Origin of the sequence: Thermoactinomyces sp. CICC 23799 (genome assembly GCF_016055145.1) — a bacterium.
GTDB classification, from domain to species: Bacteria; Bacillota; Bacilli; order Thermoactinomycetales; family Thermoactinomycetaceae; genus Thermoactinomyces; species Thermoactinomyces intermedius.
On record NZ_JAECVV010000007.1, the window covers coordinates 192,763 to 207,704 of the forward strand.

Annotated in this window: 13 protein-coding genes; 4 read left to right on the forward strand and 9 right to left on the reverse strand. The window is 48.3% G+C overall.

Annotation, left to right across the window (positions count from 1 at the left end; all coding sequences use genetic code 11):
* Positions 1 to 81: 81 nt before the first annotated feature.
* The 4 genes from I8U21_RS11105 to I8U21_RS11120 form a co-directional block, all read right to left on the reverse strand.
* On the reverse strand, positions 82 to 1,260 hold the full coding sequence (locus tag I8U21_RS11105) for a cation:proton antiporter (protein ID WP_198053920.1): 1,179 nt from the start codon (positions 1,258 to 1,260) through the stop codon (positions 82 to 84).
* Between the two features lie 262 nt (positions 1,261 to 1,522).
* Positions 1,523 to 2,221 (reverse strand): hypothetical protein, encoded by a 699-nt coding sequence (locus I8U21_RS11110; RefSeq protein ID WP_198053921.1) that lies wholly within the window; start codon positions 2,219 to 2,221, stop codon positions 1,523 to 1,525.
* Between the two features lie 84 nt (positions 2,222 to 2,305).
* The gene (locus I8U21_RS11115; protein WP_198053922.1) at positions 2,306 to 3,067 is read right to left on the reverse strand and encodes a 4'-phosphopantetheinyl transferase family protein; all 762 of its coding nucleotides are present in this window, start codon (positions 3,065 to 3,067) and stop codon (positions 2,306 to 2,308) included.
* Positions 3,068 to 3,081: 14 nt separating this feature from the next.
* The gene (locus tag I8U21_RS11120) at positions 3,082 to 3,819 is read right to left on the reverse strand and encodes a thioesterase II family protein (protein ID WP_198053923.1); all 738 of its coding nucleotides are present in this window, start codon (positions 3,817 to 3,819) and stop codon (positions 3,082 to 3,084) included.
* A 157-nt stretch (positions 3,820 to 3,976) separates the two neighbouring features.
* Here I8U21_RS11120 and I8U21_RS11125 point away from each other — a divergent pair, with 157 nt between their 5' ends.
* On the forward strand, positions 3,977 to 4,210 hold the full coding sequence (locus I8U21_RS11125) for a hypothetical protein (protein ID WP_181731452.1): 234 nt from the start codon (positions 3,977 to 3,979) through the stop codon (positions 4,208 to 4,210).
* Positions 4,211 to 4,504: 294 nt separating this feature from the next.
* Here the strand turns inward: I8U21_RS11125 and I8U21_RS11130 are convergent, their stop codons facing one another.
* On the reverse strand, positions 4,505 to 4,972 hold the full coding sequence (locus I8U21_RS11130; RefSeq protein WP_181731451.1) for a hypothetical protein: 468 nt from the start codon (positions 4,970 to 4,972) through the stop codon (positions 4,505 to 4,507).
* Positions 4,973 to 5,160: 188 nt separating this feature from the next.
* Between I8U21_RS11130 and I8U21_RS11135 the strand changes: the two genes are divergently transcribed.
* The 3 genes from I8U21_RS11135 to I8U21_RS11145 all read left to right on the forward strand — a co-directional run bounded on the left by I8U21_RS11135 (position 5,161) and on the right by I8U21_RS11145 (position 8,338).
* On the forward strand, positions 5,161 to 5,880 hold the full coding sequence (locus I8U21_RS11135; RefSeq protein WP_181731450.1) for a cysteine hydrolase family protein: 720 nt from the start codon (positions 5,161 to 5,163) through the stop codon (positions 5,878 to 5,880).
* Between the two features lie 212 nt (positions 5,881 to 6,092).
* Positions 6,093 to 7,463: an aspartate aminotransferase family protein gene (locus I8U21_RS11140; protein WP_198053924.1), complete on the forward strand. Its 1,371-nt coding sequence runs from the start codon at positions 6,093 to 6,095 to the stop codon at positions 7,461 to 7,463.
* The gene (locus tag I8U21_RS11145) at positions 7,460 to 8,338 is read left to right on the forward strand and encodes a MurR/RpiR family transcriptional regulator (RefSeq protein ID WP_181731448.1); all 879 of its coding nucleotides are present in this window, start codon (positions 7,460 to 7,462) and stop codon (positions 8,336 to 8,338) included. Before I8U21_RS11140 ends, I8U21_RS11145 begins: the two co-directional genes overlap by 4 nt.
* An 84-nt stretch (positions 8,339 to 8,422) precedes the next feature.
* On the opposite strand, the gene I8U21_RS11150 is transcribed toward I8U21_RS11145, so the two are convergent.
* From I8U21_RS11150 to I8U21_RS11165, 4 genes are all read right to left on the reverse strand, one after another.
* On the reverse strand, positions 8,423 to 8,692 hold the full coding sequence (locus tag I8U21_RS11150) for a WXG100 family type VII secretion target (RefSeq protein ID WP_181731447.1): 270 nt from the start codon (positions 8,690 to 8,692) through the stop codon (positions 8,423 to 8,425).
* A 105-nt stretch (positions 8,693 to 8,797) separates the two neighbouring features.
* Entirely contained in the window at positions 8,798 to 12,892 is a 4,095-nt protein-coding gene (gene essC / locus I8U21_RS11155; protein ID WP_181731446.1) for a type VII secretion protein EssC, read from the reverse strand.
* A gap of 21 nt (positions 12,893 to 12,913) precedes the next feature.
* On the reverse strand, positions 12,914 to 13,267 hold the full coding sequence (locus I8U21_RS11160; protein ID WP_370527077.1) for an EsaB/YukD family protein: 354 nt from the start codon (positions 13,265 to 13,267) through the stop codon (positions 12,914 to 12,916).
* Positions 13,268 to 13,648: 381 nt separating this feature from the next.
* On the reverse strand, positions 13,649 to 14,914 hold the full coding sequence (locus I8U21_RS11165; protein WP_181731622.1) for a PTS ascorbate transporter subunit IIC: 1,266 nt from the start codon (positions 14,912 to 14,914) through the stop codon (positions 13,649 to 13,651).
* Positions 14,915 to 14,942 lie beyond the last annotated feature (28 nt).

Genomic DNA, 14,942 nt, shown 5'->3' on the forward strand with positions numbered 1-14,942 from the left:
TTATTTAAAAATTCCATCATCCATTTGGCATAAAAAAGCCCCTCTGTTCCTTACCGGATCAAGGGGCCTGACATGGGATTTTCATTTGGAAGCAAGTGCTTCTTGCCGGGGTTTCTCTTTTTTGGAAGGCGTCATTTTCTGGAAGGTGATTTTCAACAACGGCGGTGTGATGATGGTGGTCAAAATCACAACCAAAATCGTGGATGTATACCATTCGGCGGGCAACAGATGCTGACTCAATCCGAGGGACGCAATGATCAAAGCCACTTCCCCGCGTGAAATCATGCCGGAACCAATGCTGATGGAAGAAGCGGTGTTAAATCCGGTCAAACGGGCTCCCAGTCCGCAACCGATCCATTTGGACAAAACAGCCATGATGGAAAGCGTCACAATCAGTCCGATTTGATTGCCGAGCCCGTCAAACGTCACCGGCAAGCCGATGCTCACAAAGAAGATCGGAACAAACACGGAATAAGCAATCGGATTCAATTTTTCCTCAATTTCATGGCGTACTTTGGTTTGCGACAGAGAAAGGCCGGCCGCAAAAGAGCCAATGATTCCGGCAACACCCATTTCTTCCGCCATAAAGGCAAAGGCGAAGCAAATAATCAATGCGGAACTGACCACAATTTCGGATGCGCGAATGCGGGTCATCCATTTCATGGCCCACGGAACGACTTTCCATCCCAGCAAGATAATCAGGGCAAAGAACAAGATTTTTTGACCGATCACCAATCCGAGACTGACATCCTGCAATCCGGAAAAACTCATCAAAAAGGCCAGCAGCACCACCACAATGACATCATCGGCAATGGCCGCGCCCAATATGGTAACACTTTCTTTGGTTTGCAACTTTCCAAGATCCCGCAACGTCTGAACCGTGATGCTGACCGAAGTTGCCGAAAACAGCGCACCTAAAAACCAAGAGGTAAACGGTTCCATCCCGAACCAGGTTCCAATCAGATATCCTCCGACCAACGGGAGAATCACTCCCCCCACCGCCACGGCAAGAGAAGAGGTGCGGCTTTTGTTCAACTCATGAATATCGGTTTCCAGACCGGCCAAGAACATTAACAAGAGCACACCGATTTCGCTCATTTGATGGATCATTTCGCTCTCTTCAATCCATCCCAGCACCGCCGGTCCCAAAATCACACCGATGATCAATTTCCCCAAAACGGCCGGCTGTCCGATCCGGGTGCTCAAATCGCCTGCCAATTTTGTTGCAACCAAAATAAGCAGCAATTGGACAAAAAACATGGTTTCTCCACCTCACCCCTCAAGTTTTTTAAAAATTAAGTCAAAAAGAATAAAGGGAGCCTGCCGGTGACAGACTCCCCCTGAAAAACGAGATATCGTTTTTTTCAGGATAACATAAATACTTTATTTTATCAACAATTAAAATAAAATCATTCATTGCGAAATTAAATCACCCTGAACGATCAAACTTTTTCCGAAACCAACACATCCTTCCCGATTATCCGGATGAACGGGCCGGGCCGTGTCATTTTCGCACAATGTCTTACAAGCGGTTTTCCCCTTTGTCTTGATCGAGCATGAAGTATAAAATGAGTCCGGCAATGGTCATGAAAAAGCCCAGCCATTCGGTTTTTACAAAAAACAGCCCGGGATCCGGGTAAAACACCGGAAAGGAACCAGCGAACAAAACCAATCCGGAAAAAGCCAAAAAATCAGCAAACACTTCTCCCGTTCCCATTTTTCTCTGCCCCTGCCTCCAAAGCCAGTACAAAATCATGCTGTGCAGGACCGCCGCCGGCAAATGAATCCACTGAAGGCTCCAATCCCCATCCCAAAAGACGCGGATCCATTGATTCACCGCCAGTACGACTCCCATCAAAATACCGGACAGGTCCAAACATCCACGGCGCATCCGTTTTTTCAACCGGAAAAAATAAATTCCCAAATAGACAAGTGCAATCAATACCCCCAACCAATCCCCGTTTCCGGAAGGAGGCAAGTAAACAATGGTCCAATGATATTTTAAAAACAATGAAGGTTCCAAGATCACCGCACTTAATTTCCAAACCAACATTCCCATGGCAATCGCCTGGAGGATAATATCCAAATAATATCCAAATCCCAAGCCGGCTCCAATTTCTTCTTGATCGCCAACCATCTTGACAATGCCATTCCCAAACCTCCGCCCACAAAAAACACAAGCCACTCCAAGCGAAGCAACATGGGCCCGATTTGTATCCACTCCATCATCATCCCTGCCAATCCAGCGATTTCTTCATGTTCCATGTCCGGGAAATTCTCTTCATGATAAAAAAGCCCGCGAAAATCAACGGGCAGTCCATGCGTTTTGATTTTTTAACCATGCTTGTATGATTTCTTCCCCTTGCCTGAGAAGAACTTCTTCAGCGCGTCCGATCACGGCCAGACAAGCGGCATATTGCGGATCCACTTCCAGCGGGTGACAACGGATATGACCGACCCGGTCTTCACGGCCTTCCCACCGGGTTAACTGCGGGGAACCATCCCGGTTGGTCACCGTCAAGCGGGTCATCGGAACCGCCAACCCTTCTCCGGTCGCTTTCAAGATCGCTTCTTTCCATGTCCAGTACCGGTAAAATGCCTCTTTTCTTTCCCCCGGGGGTAATTTCTCCCATTCGCTCATTTCCTCTGCGGAAAGCACCCTTTTCACCATCTCACTTTCAACCAGTTCGGGATGGATTTGTTCAATGTCGATGCCGACCGGAGTGTGAAAGGCAATGGCGGTCAGCACCCATTTGCCTGAATGTGAAATATTCACTTCAACGGGTCCTTCATCTGTCACCCGCGGCTTACCGTGGGGCTTTCCGCAAGAAGGACAATCCCGGGAAATCTTTATCTTTCGCGGATCTTTCCCGGTGATCCGGGACAACAACAAACGCAGCAAAGCAAAAGACAAAAGCGACCGTTTTTGATCTTCTTCCTTTTGGTATGAACGAAACCGTTTTAATTCGGTATGATTCAACAGAACGGCAAGCTCCGGGACCGCCGCTGATACCGGCGTTTGATAAACCCAGACCCTCCCGGGGATCCATGAGTCCTGCTTTTGCAACGACAACCGCTCCTTTATCCTTTTACTTTCTCCTTGATGACGCGATTCAGTTCCCGGCTCAACGTCTTGAAAAAGTCATCTTTGTTTCCATGGATAAAAAAATGGTCTCCCGGATAGATGTAATGGCGGAACGAACCGTTCGAATGCCGTTCCCACTCAAGCAGTGCTTCTTCGGAAACATCCGGGTCCCGCTCGCCTCCAAAAGCAATGACCGGACACGAAAGGGGAGCTGCCGGTTTATGAACATAGCGGCTGACCACCGAAAAATCAGCGCGCAAAATCGGTAACACAATCTCCAGTAACTCCGGATTTTGCCAGACTTCTTCCGGTGTCCCGTTTAATTCGCGCAGTTTTTTGATCAATGCTTCATCATCAGACAAATCGCCGGGGTTCTGCTCCCGGCGCGGCAAATGCGGCGCACGGCAGGCCGCTGCATAAAGCGCAACCGGGGGTTTTCCTTCTTTTTGAAACCGGACGGCCAACTCATAAGCGAGCAATGCCCCCATGCTATATCCAAAAAATGCAAAAGGGAGATTGGGTTGTCCCTTGATTTGCCGGCAAACATCTTCCACCAGGCAAGCCATATCCTCACAAAGCGGTTCGGTCAACCGGCGTCCGCGTCCCGGCAATTCCACCGGGCAAAAGTCGACTTCCGCCGGCAAATATGATTTCAAGTCATGATAAATATTTGCCGAGCCGCCTGCATAAGGAAAAGCAAAAAGCCGGAGCTGTTTCAGTTGAGAATCCTTCACGTGTGTCATCCTTTCCGGAAAAATCCTGCTGTGTTCTTAAAAAAGATATTCTTCGTTAAAATGATGCATCCCTTTTTCTTCCTGCACAAAGGTACACGCCCTGTCTGTCTCTCCTTTTTTCCATATGATGATAAAGAAAAGAAAGGAGAGAGATTCTATGCCCGCCAAAAAACATTGGTTAAAGAAAAGCCGTTTGTACAAGGGGAAAATCGTGCGGATCAAACTGATCAGCGGACACACCATCACCGGTATGATCACCGGGGTAAGCAAGGGCGGCATCTACTTCAAACCACTCAGAAAAAGCAGAGACTCACAACTGAAGGCATCTTTTTTCTTCCCCTTTTTTATTCCGTTTGCCGCGATTTTGTTTATTAAACTCCTTATTTTCTAAAAAGAAACCAACCTCAGCCAAAAAGAGAAACCCGATGCAAGGACATAACAGGTGGCATACAGTGCCTGTGTGTTATGTCCTTTTTTGTTTCTTCACTCAGCAAGAATCCTTTCAACGTTTTGGGAAGGCCTCAGTGAATTCCTTTCCGTTCATGATTCAAATAATTTATCACATACAGAGTATCATGAATGTGAAAAACGGGAGGACAATATTCCCTGAAACGGGACATACCATCCTCCCGAAAATCGGATTGATTGATTTAAAAAATTGTCTAACAAACGGTTTCTTTCAGGCTTAGCGGTAAGTCACCCCGTCATATTGAACATATCCGACCGGGTCATGGGTGAAATGAATGACGGCATCACAGCAGTTATCCGGCGTTTTATACGCTTCATCCTCCGGAATGAATTCCCCTTTGATCACGATCGAAGCCCCGACGCGAAGATTGGGGATTTCACTGCCGATTCCCGATTCATCGATGCGAATCGCGACAAACGCCCGGCTGGGAATGTCACTTGCATTTCCATTTTCAATATCCAACACATTGATATTATTCACCAGAATTTGTTGATGTTCATAATCCGAATCATATCCGCGAAGCTCCGCAATCTTTGCAGAAACCGTCACGACAGTGTCCGCCGCTTCAGCTTCATACGTTACGGAAGGTTGGACTGACAAATCCGGCGCGGAAAAAACCGGTTGGGACAAAGAAATGGAGAAAATGAAGACAAAAGCCATCACGACAGACCAATAACGTTTCATGATCATTCCCCCTTTTCGTATCAGTAGGACAATATATAATATACCGAAAAAATGTTTCATTTTTGTCAAAATACATTAAAAAAATGATTTTTTATCCGGTTGATTGCGTCAGGGACCATCCGATGCGTTGCTTTTTTGCCGGCTGTTGCATACATATAAATGAACATCCTGAGGCAAAGGGGATCTCTATGTATCCAAAGCATTCAACCACCTCCACCACCCGAGATGGAAACCGGTTTACCGAAGTCCATCATGAAGTTCATCATGAAGTGCACTATGAGAATCAGCCGTTTTTCAGGACGGGCAGGCCTAAGCCGGTAAACCGGAACGGTTTCAACCGGCAAACCGAAATGCCGGATCCGAAAAACAGCCTGGTGATCTTAAACGACTATCTTGAGCCTTTGGTTCCGGAAAACACACAGATCCGGGACAACCTGAAAACCTTGATCCAAGTGATCAACCTGTTCCATCTGCCTGTCATCATGACCTATGGCAGCTTGGGGTTATCGGATGCCTCGCTCATCCCCGAATGGAGAAAACTGCATTCCAAACCCGTCATCATTTCCCGTACCACCGTCAACCCCTGGGATGACTCCTGTTTTACCGGCACCATCCGGCAAGCCGGAAAAAGAAACCTTTTCTGGGCCGGAGCCATTGCAGAGATCAGTTTAACCCTGCCGGCCGCCACTGCCGTCCAACACGGTTACACCTCTTACGCCCTGATGGACGTTTCCTGCTCCCATACCGCCGGCGGCATATGGATGGTCAGCCAGCAATTGCAATCCGCGGGCGTGTTGCTGACCAACGTTTTGGAAGCCGCCGCCCGGATGCAAAAAGACTGGCGGATGCCGGCAGGAAGACAGCTGGAAATCATTCTGCAGGAATATTTAAACCGGCAAATTGAATAATGCGATCCCTCCACATGTCGGCAAGACATGTTTTTTTGTGCAGAATCCAAAGACAGCAGGAGTTTTCCGGATCAAAACGCCGTTTTTACCGGATTTCCCACTCCTTTTCGTTCTTCTTCCGGTTTTACAAGTGCTCCATTGTATGAAAAATGGAGTATATACTCTTTTTATTAATTTATATGGAGTAAATATTTCTGAGCGAGGTGCACGTGATGTTCACTTCTTCCTTTGTAAAACAAACTTCCGGCTCCGCCCGGGCTTATCAAGAAGCTTGCGAATGGTTGCCCGGGGGTGTGACCGCCAATATCAAATATTTTTCACCTTATCCGATCATGATGGAAAAAGCTGACGGGGCTTATGTATGGGATATAGACAAAAACCGTTATATTGACTACAACTTATGTTACGGAGCCCTTGTTTTGGGACACGGTCATCCGGCCGTCAACCGTGCGATCCAAACGGTTTTGAACCAATGGGGAACCACTTCGTTTGGAACCCCCCACGCTTTGGAACAAAAAATGGCCAAACACCTGGCTGACCTGTATCCCGGAATTGAGAAAGTCCGCTATACCCATTCCGGGATGGAAGCAACCCTTTTGGCCATCCGGCTGGCAACCGCATGGACCGGCAAAAAGAAAATCGTCAAGTTTGACGGGCATTATCACGGCAGTTTCGACCAAGTTTTGATCAATGTCCATCCCTCGAACTCCGTTTCCGATGCCATGCCCGTCACCACCTCCGATTCTTACGGATTGTCTGAAGACATTGTGGCGAACACACTGGTTCTCCCTTTTAATGATCTGGATCGGACCGCCGAATTTCTCCGGAAGCATCACGCGGAGATCGGTGCCGTGATCCTGGAACCGGTTCAAGCCGGATACATCCCGCCGGATCCGGAATTTTTAAAAGGTCTCCGGGAAGTGACCCGGGAGTGGAACATGGTGCTCATCTTTGATGAGATCAAAACCGGTTTTCGCGTCAGCTTGGCGGGAGCGCAAGGCTATTACGGGGTCTCCCCCGATCTGACCACACTGGGCAAAGTGTTGGGCGGCGGTTTTCCGGTCGGCGTGGTCGGGGGACGAAAAGACATCCTGGATTTATGCTCCCCCACCCGTGGAACGGACATCTTGTCCATGGAATCGGGTAATGCCGGTGAAAAACCTTTGTTTCACAGCGGGACACACAACGGTCATCCCTTAACCCTTGCAGCCGGATGGGCCACGCTGCAACTTTTGGAAAACCAGAGTGTTTATTCAGCTTTGGAAGAGAATACTTTGCGTTTGCGGAGCGGAATGGAGGAAATCTTGAACCGCCACGGTCTCAACGGCAAAACGGTGGGGATGGGCAGCATCTTTAATCTGGTGTTTACCGACCGTCCTGTCCGACAAGTTTACGATGTGTTAAACTCCAATCGTGACTTACGCAAAAAATTGGATGGTTTCTTATTGGAACAGGGGATTTATGTAAAACCCCTGAACCGCTTTTCCACCTCCGTGGCACACACCCCGGAAATCATGGATGAAACCCTGGAACAATTTGAAAAGGGGGTTTTGAAACTGATCAAACAGGAGATGATGGTTTGACAAAACAATCGGACATTTTTCAAAGAATTCGCCAGAAGAGCAGTCAGATGAGCAAAGCCCAGCGCAAAATCGCCCGCTATATCGAAAACAATCCGGATACTGCCGCTTTTTTGACCACGGCCAAACTGGCAGAACGGGCGGGAGTGGGGGAAGCCACAATTATCCGCTTCTCCACTTTCCTCGGCTATTCCGGATTCACCGATATGCAGCACAGTTTGCAAGAGCAACTGCGAAAACGGATCACCACCGTGGAGAGATTGGATCTGGCCGGTGACATTTATCCCGAGGAGCAGCGGATCGCTTATGAAATCCTGAACGACGACATCGCTAATCTCAACCAAACAATTCAAATGCTGGATGCCAAAGTCTTCGGTGAGGCGGCCAAACAAATCCATCAAGCTGATACCATCACGGTGGTCGCTCTCCGCAGTTCCCACTCATTGGGCTTTTTTCTCACCTTCTACTTGCAACTGTTAAAAAAGCATGCAGAGTTGATCACCGAATCGGACACCATGTTTGAAAAATTGTCCACCCTGACGGAAAAAGACCTGGTGATTGGCATCAGTTTTCCCCGTTACACCTCGCGAACGATCCAAGCCATGCAATTCGTCAGGAAAAGAAACGTGCCGACCTTGGCCATTACGGACGCACACAGCTCCCCATTGGCCGGCGTTTCGGATTTGTGTTTGGTGGCCGCGAGCAACCTGCCGTCGTTTCTGGACTCCTTTGTTGCCCCGTTAAGCTTGATCAACGCACTTCTGACGGCGGCCGCACGGATGAACAAAGCCGAAGTCACCCGCCACCTGAAAAACATGGAATCCTTATGGGAGATGGAAGGCATCTATCACCAGCCGGATTCTCCCAAGAAAGAATGAAAGCCTCCGGTATTGCCGGAGGTTTTTTAATTGCATAAAAAAAGCAGATCCGATGGAAATCGGATCTGCCTGTCCCAAATCCCATTAAGCTTGGTCGGTTTGACGGAATTTGGTGGCGATTTGGGTCAATGCGGTTGAAATGTTTTCCAAGAGCAAGGTGAAGTTTTTCATGTTTTGTTCAGCTTCTTGGAAATCGGAGAAGAAACGTTCTTTGGTCATACCTTTCCATTGACCTTCAAGGCCGGTGATTTGGCTTTTCAAGTGTTGGATGATTTGTTCGCTTTCTTGACGTTTTGCTTGGAATTGTTTTGCAACTTGTTCCACGTGATCCGGATCAATTTGAATTTGAGCCATTCCGTAAAACTCCTTTCATGAATGCCAAAATATATACATTGAAATTATATACAAAAATTATTGTTATAGCAATATTCTTCCTTTTGTTTTTTATATGAAAAGTAGTTAATTATGTTCATCAACACTTTCAGACGGGCTTTTTTCAACGGACGGCCAACGCTGTTTTATCCGTTCCGTCCAAGTAACCGGCGTCCATTCCCCTGAATAAGGAAGCGCTCCTTTCACTTTGGTGTAACGCCGTTTTGCAAAATACCCTTCACCGGCCCGCAAGCTTTGCTGAACCGGCCCCATGGAATAAGCCCTCGACTCCGATGTCGGAATCTTGAAGAACGACAAATCGTTCGGTTCCAGACTTGCAAACAAAAACCCGGTTTCCATGGATTTCACTTCCGCCAGCCAGTTATCACTGCTGTACGGGAAGTTTGAAGGAGTTCCGGAGATGATGATGTAGAAGTTTTTGCTCCGTCCCTGCGTTGCAATTTGGTTCAGCTGATTTTGAAGATCAAAGTTATTCATCCGTTTGCTGAAGTAATCGGCATCGTCGATCACCAGTACAATCGCCGGGCCTTCCTCTTTCTTTTCATTGGCGGCAGCCAAAACGGCTTCAAACCCTTTCGGTTTCACGCGCTTGCTCAATTTCTCATCAATTTGCTTTAAGACTTCCTTCAGTTCCTCTTCATCAGTGGCATATCCCTTCACATGCGGAAGTCCGGTCACCATGGCCAGCCCTTGATCCCCGAGGCGGAAGTCCACTAAATAAAATTCGATTTCATCCGGTGAATAAAAATAGGAAAGGGACAACATCCATGTTTGCAAGAAAGACGTTTTCCCGCCTTCCACCGGGCTTCCGACCACAAAGTAAGGACCGTCCTTCAAACTGACATAAAATGGGGTCAAATCATCCATGGAGATGGCCACCGGCGCTTCCAACGGATTCAAGGAAGTCTTGTTCTCTTCATGTTTGACAATCAGCTCTTGCAGTTCCACCACTTCCGGCAGAGAACCAATTTCTTTCGGACGTTTTCCGGTCCAAGCATCCGAAAGGAGCTGTGCTTTCTCCCGCAATGTCCGGGACCGCTCGATTTCATCCGCACCTTCGGACGGAAGTGCGCTTTGGAATTCCAGCGGAGGCACTTGTCCTTTGACAAACCCGCGTCCTTCCGGCAAACTGACCGGCGGTGTTCTTAAACGGCCCACCGCATAGTAATAATCGCTCGGGTCCGCCAGTTCAAAGGAAACCCCCAGGGAGAAGTTGTTTCTCACCCGGTCAAACATGTCGGTCAATTGGTTCATGGTGACAATGAAGTGGATCCCGAAGCCCACACCGGTACGGAGCAATTTCTCCAATTGATGATGTTCTTCCTCATACGTCGACTTGAAGCTGACATACCCGTCCAGCACCACGATGATGGCCGGAATTTTTTCCGATGCCGACTTGCGGTAAGCTTGGAAGGTTTTCGCACCGGATTCAACGATTTTTTCCCGCCGGCGCTCCATTTCCTGCGTCAGGTAACGGAACAAGCGTTTCACCCGGTCCGGTTCGTCATCCTGAATGATGGCTCCCATATGCGGGAGGTTTGCCAAATCACGGAACATGCGCCCGAAATCCAAGACGTACATATGCACATCATCCGGCGAATGTTCCAGAGCCAGTGACATCAGCAGGTTTTGCACAAACGTGGTTTTACCGGTTCCCGGCATGCCGTATACCGGCAAATGTCCTTCGTTCAGCGGAATGCGCAACGTATCCTGATTTTGGTTTTCCGGGTCGTCAAACAAACCGACTGCCGGTTCCAGCCAGTTTTCTGTCGGCTGCCAGGTTTTCCCGTCCCAACCGGGCGCATTTTCCCCGCGCAACTCTTCCAAGAAGAGCTGTTTGGGCAAAGGCGGGAGCCATGGGCCGCCAACCGGTTCGATCCCCATCTCTTTGGCTTGTTCGGCCAAATAATCCACCAGCACATCCAATTGTTTTTGTGTTCTTCCTTCTTTTTTCTTCTTCTTCACGGACAATGTCCGTTTGGTGCGGTCCACTCTTCTTCCAGTCAAGAGCACTTCCTTGATGGATGCTTCTTGATTTTGCGAAGAACCCGGGCGATAAGGAGCACCGCTCCATGCAAATTGAACCAATTCCAACAACTCATTGCTTCCCACTTGGAAATAACCGCGTCCCGGGTTGGTGATCCAGGCAGCATCCGGGATTTTCAACATTTCACGGCTGTCTGCTTCATCTTGCACCCGCAAACAAATGCGGAAACGGGCGTTACTCCAAATCTTGTCATCCACAACCCCTGCCGGTTTTTGCGTGGCCAAAATCAAGTGAACCCCCAAGGTTCTTCCTTTAGCCGCAATCGAGATCAATTCATTCATGAATTCGGGTTGCTCTTTTTTCAACTCCGCAAATTCGTCGATAATAATCACCAAATGCGGAAGCGGATTTTCTTCGGCATAGCCCGATCTTAAATACTCATCGATATGCTGAATGTTGCCTGCCTCTTTAAAAATCCGTTCGCGCCTCATCAATTCCGCTTTTAACGAAATCTTGGCCCTTTCAATGAGATTTCCGTCCAAGTTGGTAATCACGCCGGCCAAGTGCGGGAGATTTTCAAAAATATTGGACATCCCGCCCCCTTTATAGTCAATCAACAGATAAGCGATATCATGCGGATGATATTTCAACGCTTGTGCCGCGATCAAAGCCTGAATCACTTCACTTTTTCCCGAACCGGTCGTACCGGCGATCAGCCCGTGCGGACCGTGTCCTTGCCGCTCGATCTTATCGTGAATGTTCAAGCGGACTTTCTTCCCGCCGGCGCTCATTCCCACCGCAACCGGCAACGTGTTGGGGAAACGGTTCCGCTCCCAGAGGCGCTTGACATCCATTTCCTCCATCTTCTCAACTTCCAACAAGTCGAACAAAGTCAGCAATTGTGGGATTTGATTGGAACGGTTGGCTTTCAGACGGACCGGAGCCAATGCCCGCGCGGACAAATCCGCAATTTCCAACGAAACATGATCCGGATAAAACTTGTATTCCCATTTGTCCTCTTCTTTTTCGACCTTGGTATAGTTCGTCTCTTTCAGGATGCCGCCTCCCTCATGCACTTCAAGCACGGCCTGACATTGCATGGGCAAAACTTCTTTGGAGTCGGCAAGCAACAAGGTACGCGCACCGACCAAATCCGGCTCTTTCAAAATCAAAGGCAGGATTGCTTCATCTTCCAACAAACCGGGGTCGGAAATGAGAAAAACATAATAAGGGAGTTCCATCCCCATCATTTCCCGGTTTTTGTTCCGTTTCCGGCGGCGCAAAACTTCATACAAGTGATCCACCAGTTCCCGCGCTTCTTCATAATTGGATGCCAAGTACCGCACTTGGCGCTGGTCATCCCAAACATGAGGAAACCACCGGATCCAATCCCAGCGATCGGCCTCTTCCTCGTTATAAAAAGAGACGATTTTCACTTCATCCGGAGAATGGTGCGTCACGATTTGAATGATCAGGTTGCGGAAGGTGCTTAAAATCGAATCCCGGTCTCCGACAACCCCCACCACTTGCCGTTTGTTCAACGGGAGCAACACCGGGACGTCCTCCAAGAGACCGTATTCTTTTTCCAGTTCTTTGGCCTCATCGATGAGCGGTTCCCGCTCGTATTCATCCTGTTTCGGCGCCACGATCGTCAGCGTGGACGGCACATCGCCATTTCCCAACCGCAAAGACAAAAAATCGCTGTCATGCGGCGAACGTTCCCACAAGGAACTGTCTCTCCGCTGCATTCTTCTCAGGCATTCATGCGGCGAAGGATTCCATTTCCGGAGCAGTTCCGCTTGCCGGTTTTCCTTTTGTTCCAGATCCTCTTGGTATTTTTTCAAGAGATTCCGGTATTTCCTCTCCCGTTCGACCAAGTCTTGTTTGTACTTCCTTTTGTTGGACAAATAAGTGAAAAACGGAATGATATACGAAAAAGCCATCATAACGGAAGAGATGATCGAAAACATATACCAACTGGAATTGCCCAATTTCCCCGATGAAATCATGTAAATATACAACCCGATGGTGGTACAGGTCATGAGAATGGGGAAGATTAATTGCACGTAAGAAAAAGTCGGGGCCGTCGGCTTTTTGGGCGGTTCGCTGATCTCAATGACTTCCCGGGGCATCTCTTCCTTGATCCTCGGCGATCTCTGAAAAATAATGCTCATCACTTTCTCTCCTTTACCGGTTTAACCATCGGTCTTCCAAGTTTCAAGAATCCCCTTGATCTCTTCTTTTTCAATCAAGCCCAGCTGTTCGACCAGATCGTCATGTTTTTCTTCTTCCAACGGCTTTCTTTGAATCCGGAGATAAAACCCGTCCATGACTCCATAGTTTTGAAGCGCCTTTGTTTCATCCATTTTTTCCCAAACGCTGTTTTTGTTTTTGATTTCCAAAACAAACCGGTCCTGTATGTTTTGCAGATGTTCTTCAAGCGCTTCAACCATGATTGGAATCAACTCTCCGACCGGGACATCGGTGGGAAGTTCCAGATCCACCCAGTCCTTTTTTTCGTCGGAACCGTAAATCACAGTGACAATCACACTCAACCGCCGTTCCCTCCTTTCTTTTCAAGAAACCGAAAGGGGGGAATGAAATGATTCCCCCTCATAAAACGATCGACTCATTTTTGCAGCAATTTCCACATTTTGAAATACTTCACGCCTTTTGACTCCATCATGTGAATTATGTATGTTCCTGCATCCAAAGACAAGGAATGAACATCCTGCTATGACAATTTTTATTTTTTAAAGGAAAAATCTCCGGATTCCATTAATATAAATTTTAATCATTAAATGTATAATAATCAATACGAAAAACTCGTGTATATTTTGTGAATAAGCAATTTTCCCCACGTTGCTTCTTTTTTGCGCAATAAAGGGATGCCGGCCCAAAACCACCGGCATCCCTTTAAAATATTTCCTTTATGAAAAGAAATCTGCCAAGAAACTCAAAATGAGTCCGACGACGCCAAAGTCGGCATCCCCAAATGTGGTTTCACGGAATCCCAAGTCCCCCAACGCCGGCAACAACAGAGCCGGCAAAAAGCTGATGATGAGTCCATTGGCAAACGCGCCCAAGATTGCCCCGCGGCGCCCGCCGGTCGCATTTCCAAACACCCCTGCGGTCGCTCCGGTAAAGAAATGGGGGACAAGTCCCGGAACAATCACCCGCAGGCCGAACAGCGGCAACACAAACATGCTGACCAATCCCGCAACAAAGCTGGATAAAAAGCCGATAATCACGGCATTGGGTGCAAACGGGAACACCGTCGGACAATCCAGAGCCGGCTTGGCATCCGGCACCAGTTTTTCAGCAAATCCTTTGAAAGCGGGGACAATTTCGCCGATCAACATCCGCACCCCGGCCAACACCACATAGACCCCGGCCGCAAAGGTGACAGCCTGAATCAGGGAATACACCAAATAGTTTTGTCCGTCAGAAAGCTGCGACTCTATATACCCCGATCCGGTGAAGAGCGCCACCACAATAAACAGGATCGCCATGGTCAGGGAAACGGCCACTGACGTGTCCCTTAAAAAGCCCAGCTGCTTTGGCACTTTGATCGATTCGGTTGATTTTGACGGGTCCCCGGTCCATTTTCCGACGGCGCCTGCCACCAAATAGCCCACGGAACCAAAATGCCCCACGGCAAAATCGTCGGAACCCGTGATTTTACGGACATACGGGAACAAAATCGCAGGCGAAACCACCATCAAAATCCCCAGAATCACAGAACCGACAATCACCAACAGGGCCCCTTTCAATCCGGCCGTGGACAGAATCACCGCAATCAGACAAGCCATAAACAAGGTATGGTGTCCGGTGAGAAAGACAAATTTAAGCGGGGTAAACCGGGCCAAAACCAGGTTCATGACCATTCCGAAAACCATGATCAAAGCCGTTTGCGTCCCAAATGTGCTTTGAGCAACGGCCACAATGGCTTCATTGTTCGGAATGACCCCCGAAATGGAGAAGGCACGGTTGAACATTTTACCGAACACATCCAGCGAACTGATGATGACATTGCCGCCGGCGGTAATCAGAATAAAGCCGAGCACCGTTTTCAGCGTTCCCGAAATGACTTGAGAAACCTCTTTTTTCTGAAGCAGCAAACCGATCAAGGCAAACACGCCGACAAGGATTGCAGGCGTTGCCAAAATATCGAGAAAAACATTTAAAAATTCCATTTCCATCGCCAACTTCCTGTCCAAAATG

Excerpts from the sequence above, each read along its gene's own strand:
- I8U21_RS11165 (WP_181731622.1), bottom strand. The coding sequence starts at position 14,914 with ATGGAATTTTTAAATGTTTTTCTCGATATTTTGGCAACGCCTGCAATC.
- I8U21_RS11130 (WP_181731451.1), bottom strand. The coding sequence starts at position 4,972 with ATGAAACGTTATTGGTCTGTCGTGATGGCTTTTGTCTTCATTTTCTCC.
- I8U21_RS11125 (WP_181731452.1), top strand. The coding sequence starts at position 3,977 with ATGCCCGCCAAAAAACATTGGTTAAAGAAAAGCCGTTTGTACAAGGGG.
- I8U21_RS11105 (WP_198053920.1), bottom strand. The coding sequence starts at position 1,260 with ATGTTTTTTGTCCAATTGCTGCTTATTTTGGTTGCAACAAAATTGGCA.
- I8U21_RS11140 (WP_198053924.1), top strand. The coding sequence starts at position 6,093 with ATGTTCACTTCTTCCTTTGTAAAACAAACTTCCGGCTCCGCCCGGGCT.
- I8U21_RS11135 (WP_181731450.1), top strand. The coding sequence starts at position 5,161 with ATGTATCCAAAGCATTCAACCACCTCCACCACCCGAGATGGAAACCGG.
- I8U21_RS11150 (WP_181731447.1), bottom strand. The coding sequence starts at position 8,692 with ATGGCTCAAATTCAAATTGATCCGGATCACGTGGAACAAGTTGCAAAA.
- essC (WP_181731446.1), bottom strand. The coding sequence starts at position 12,892 with ATGAGCATTATTTTTCAGAGATCGCCGAGGATCAAGGAAGAGATGCCC.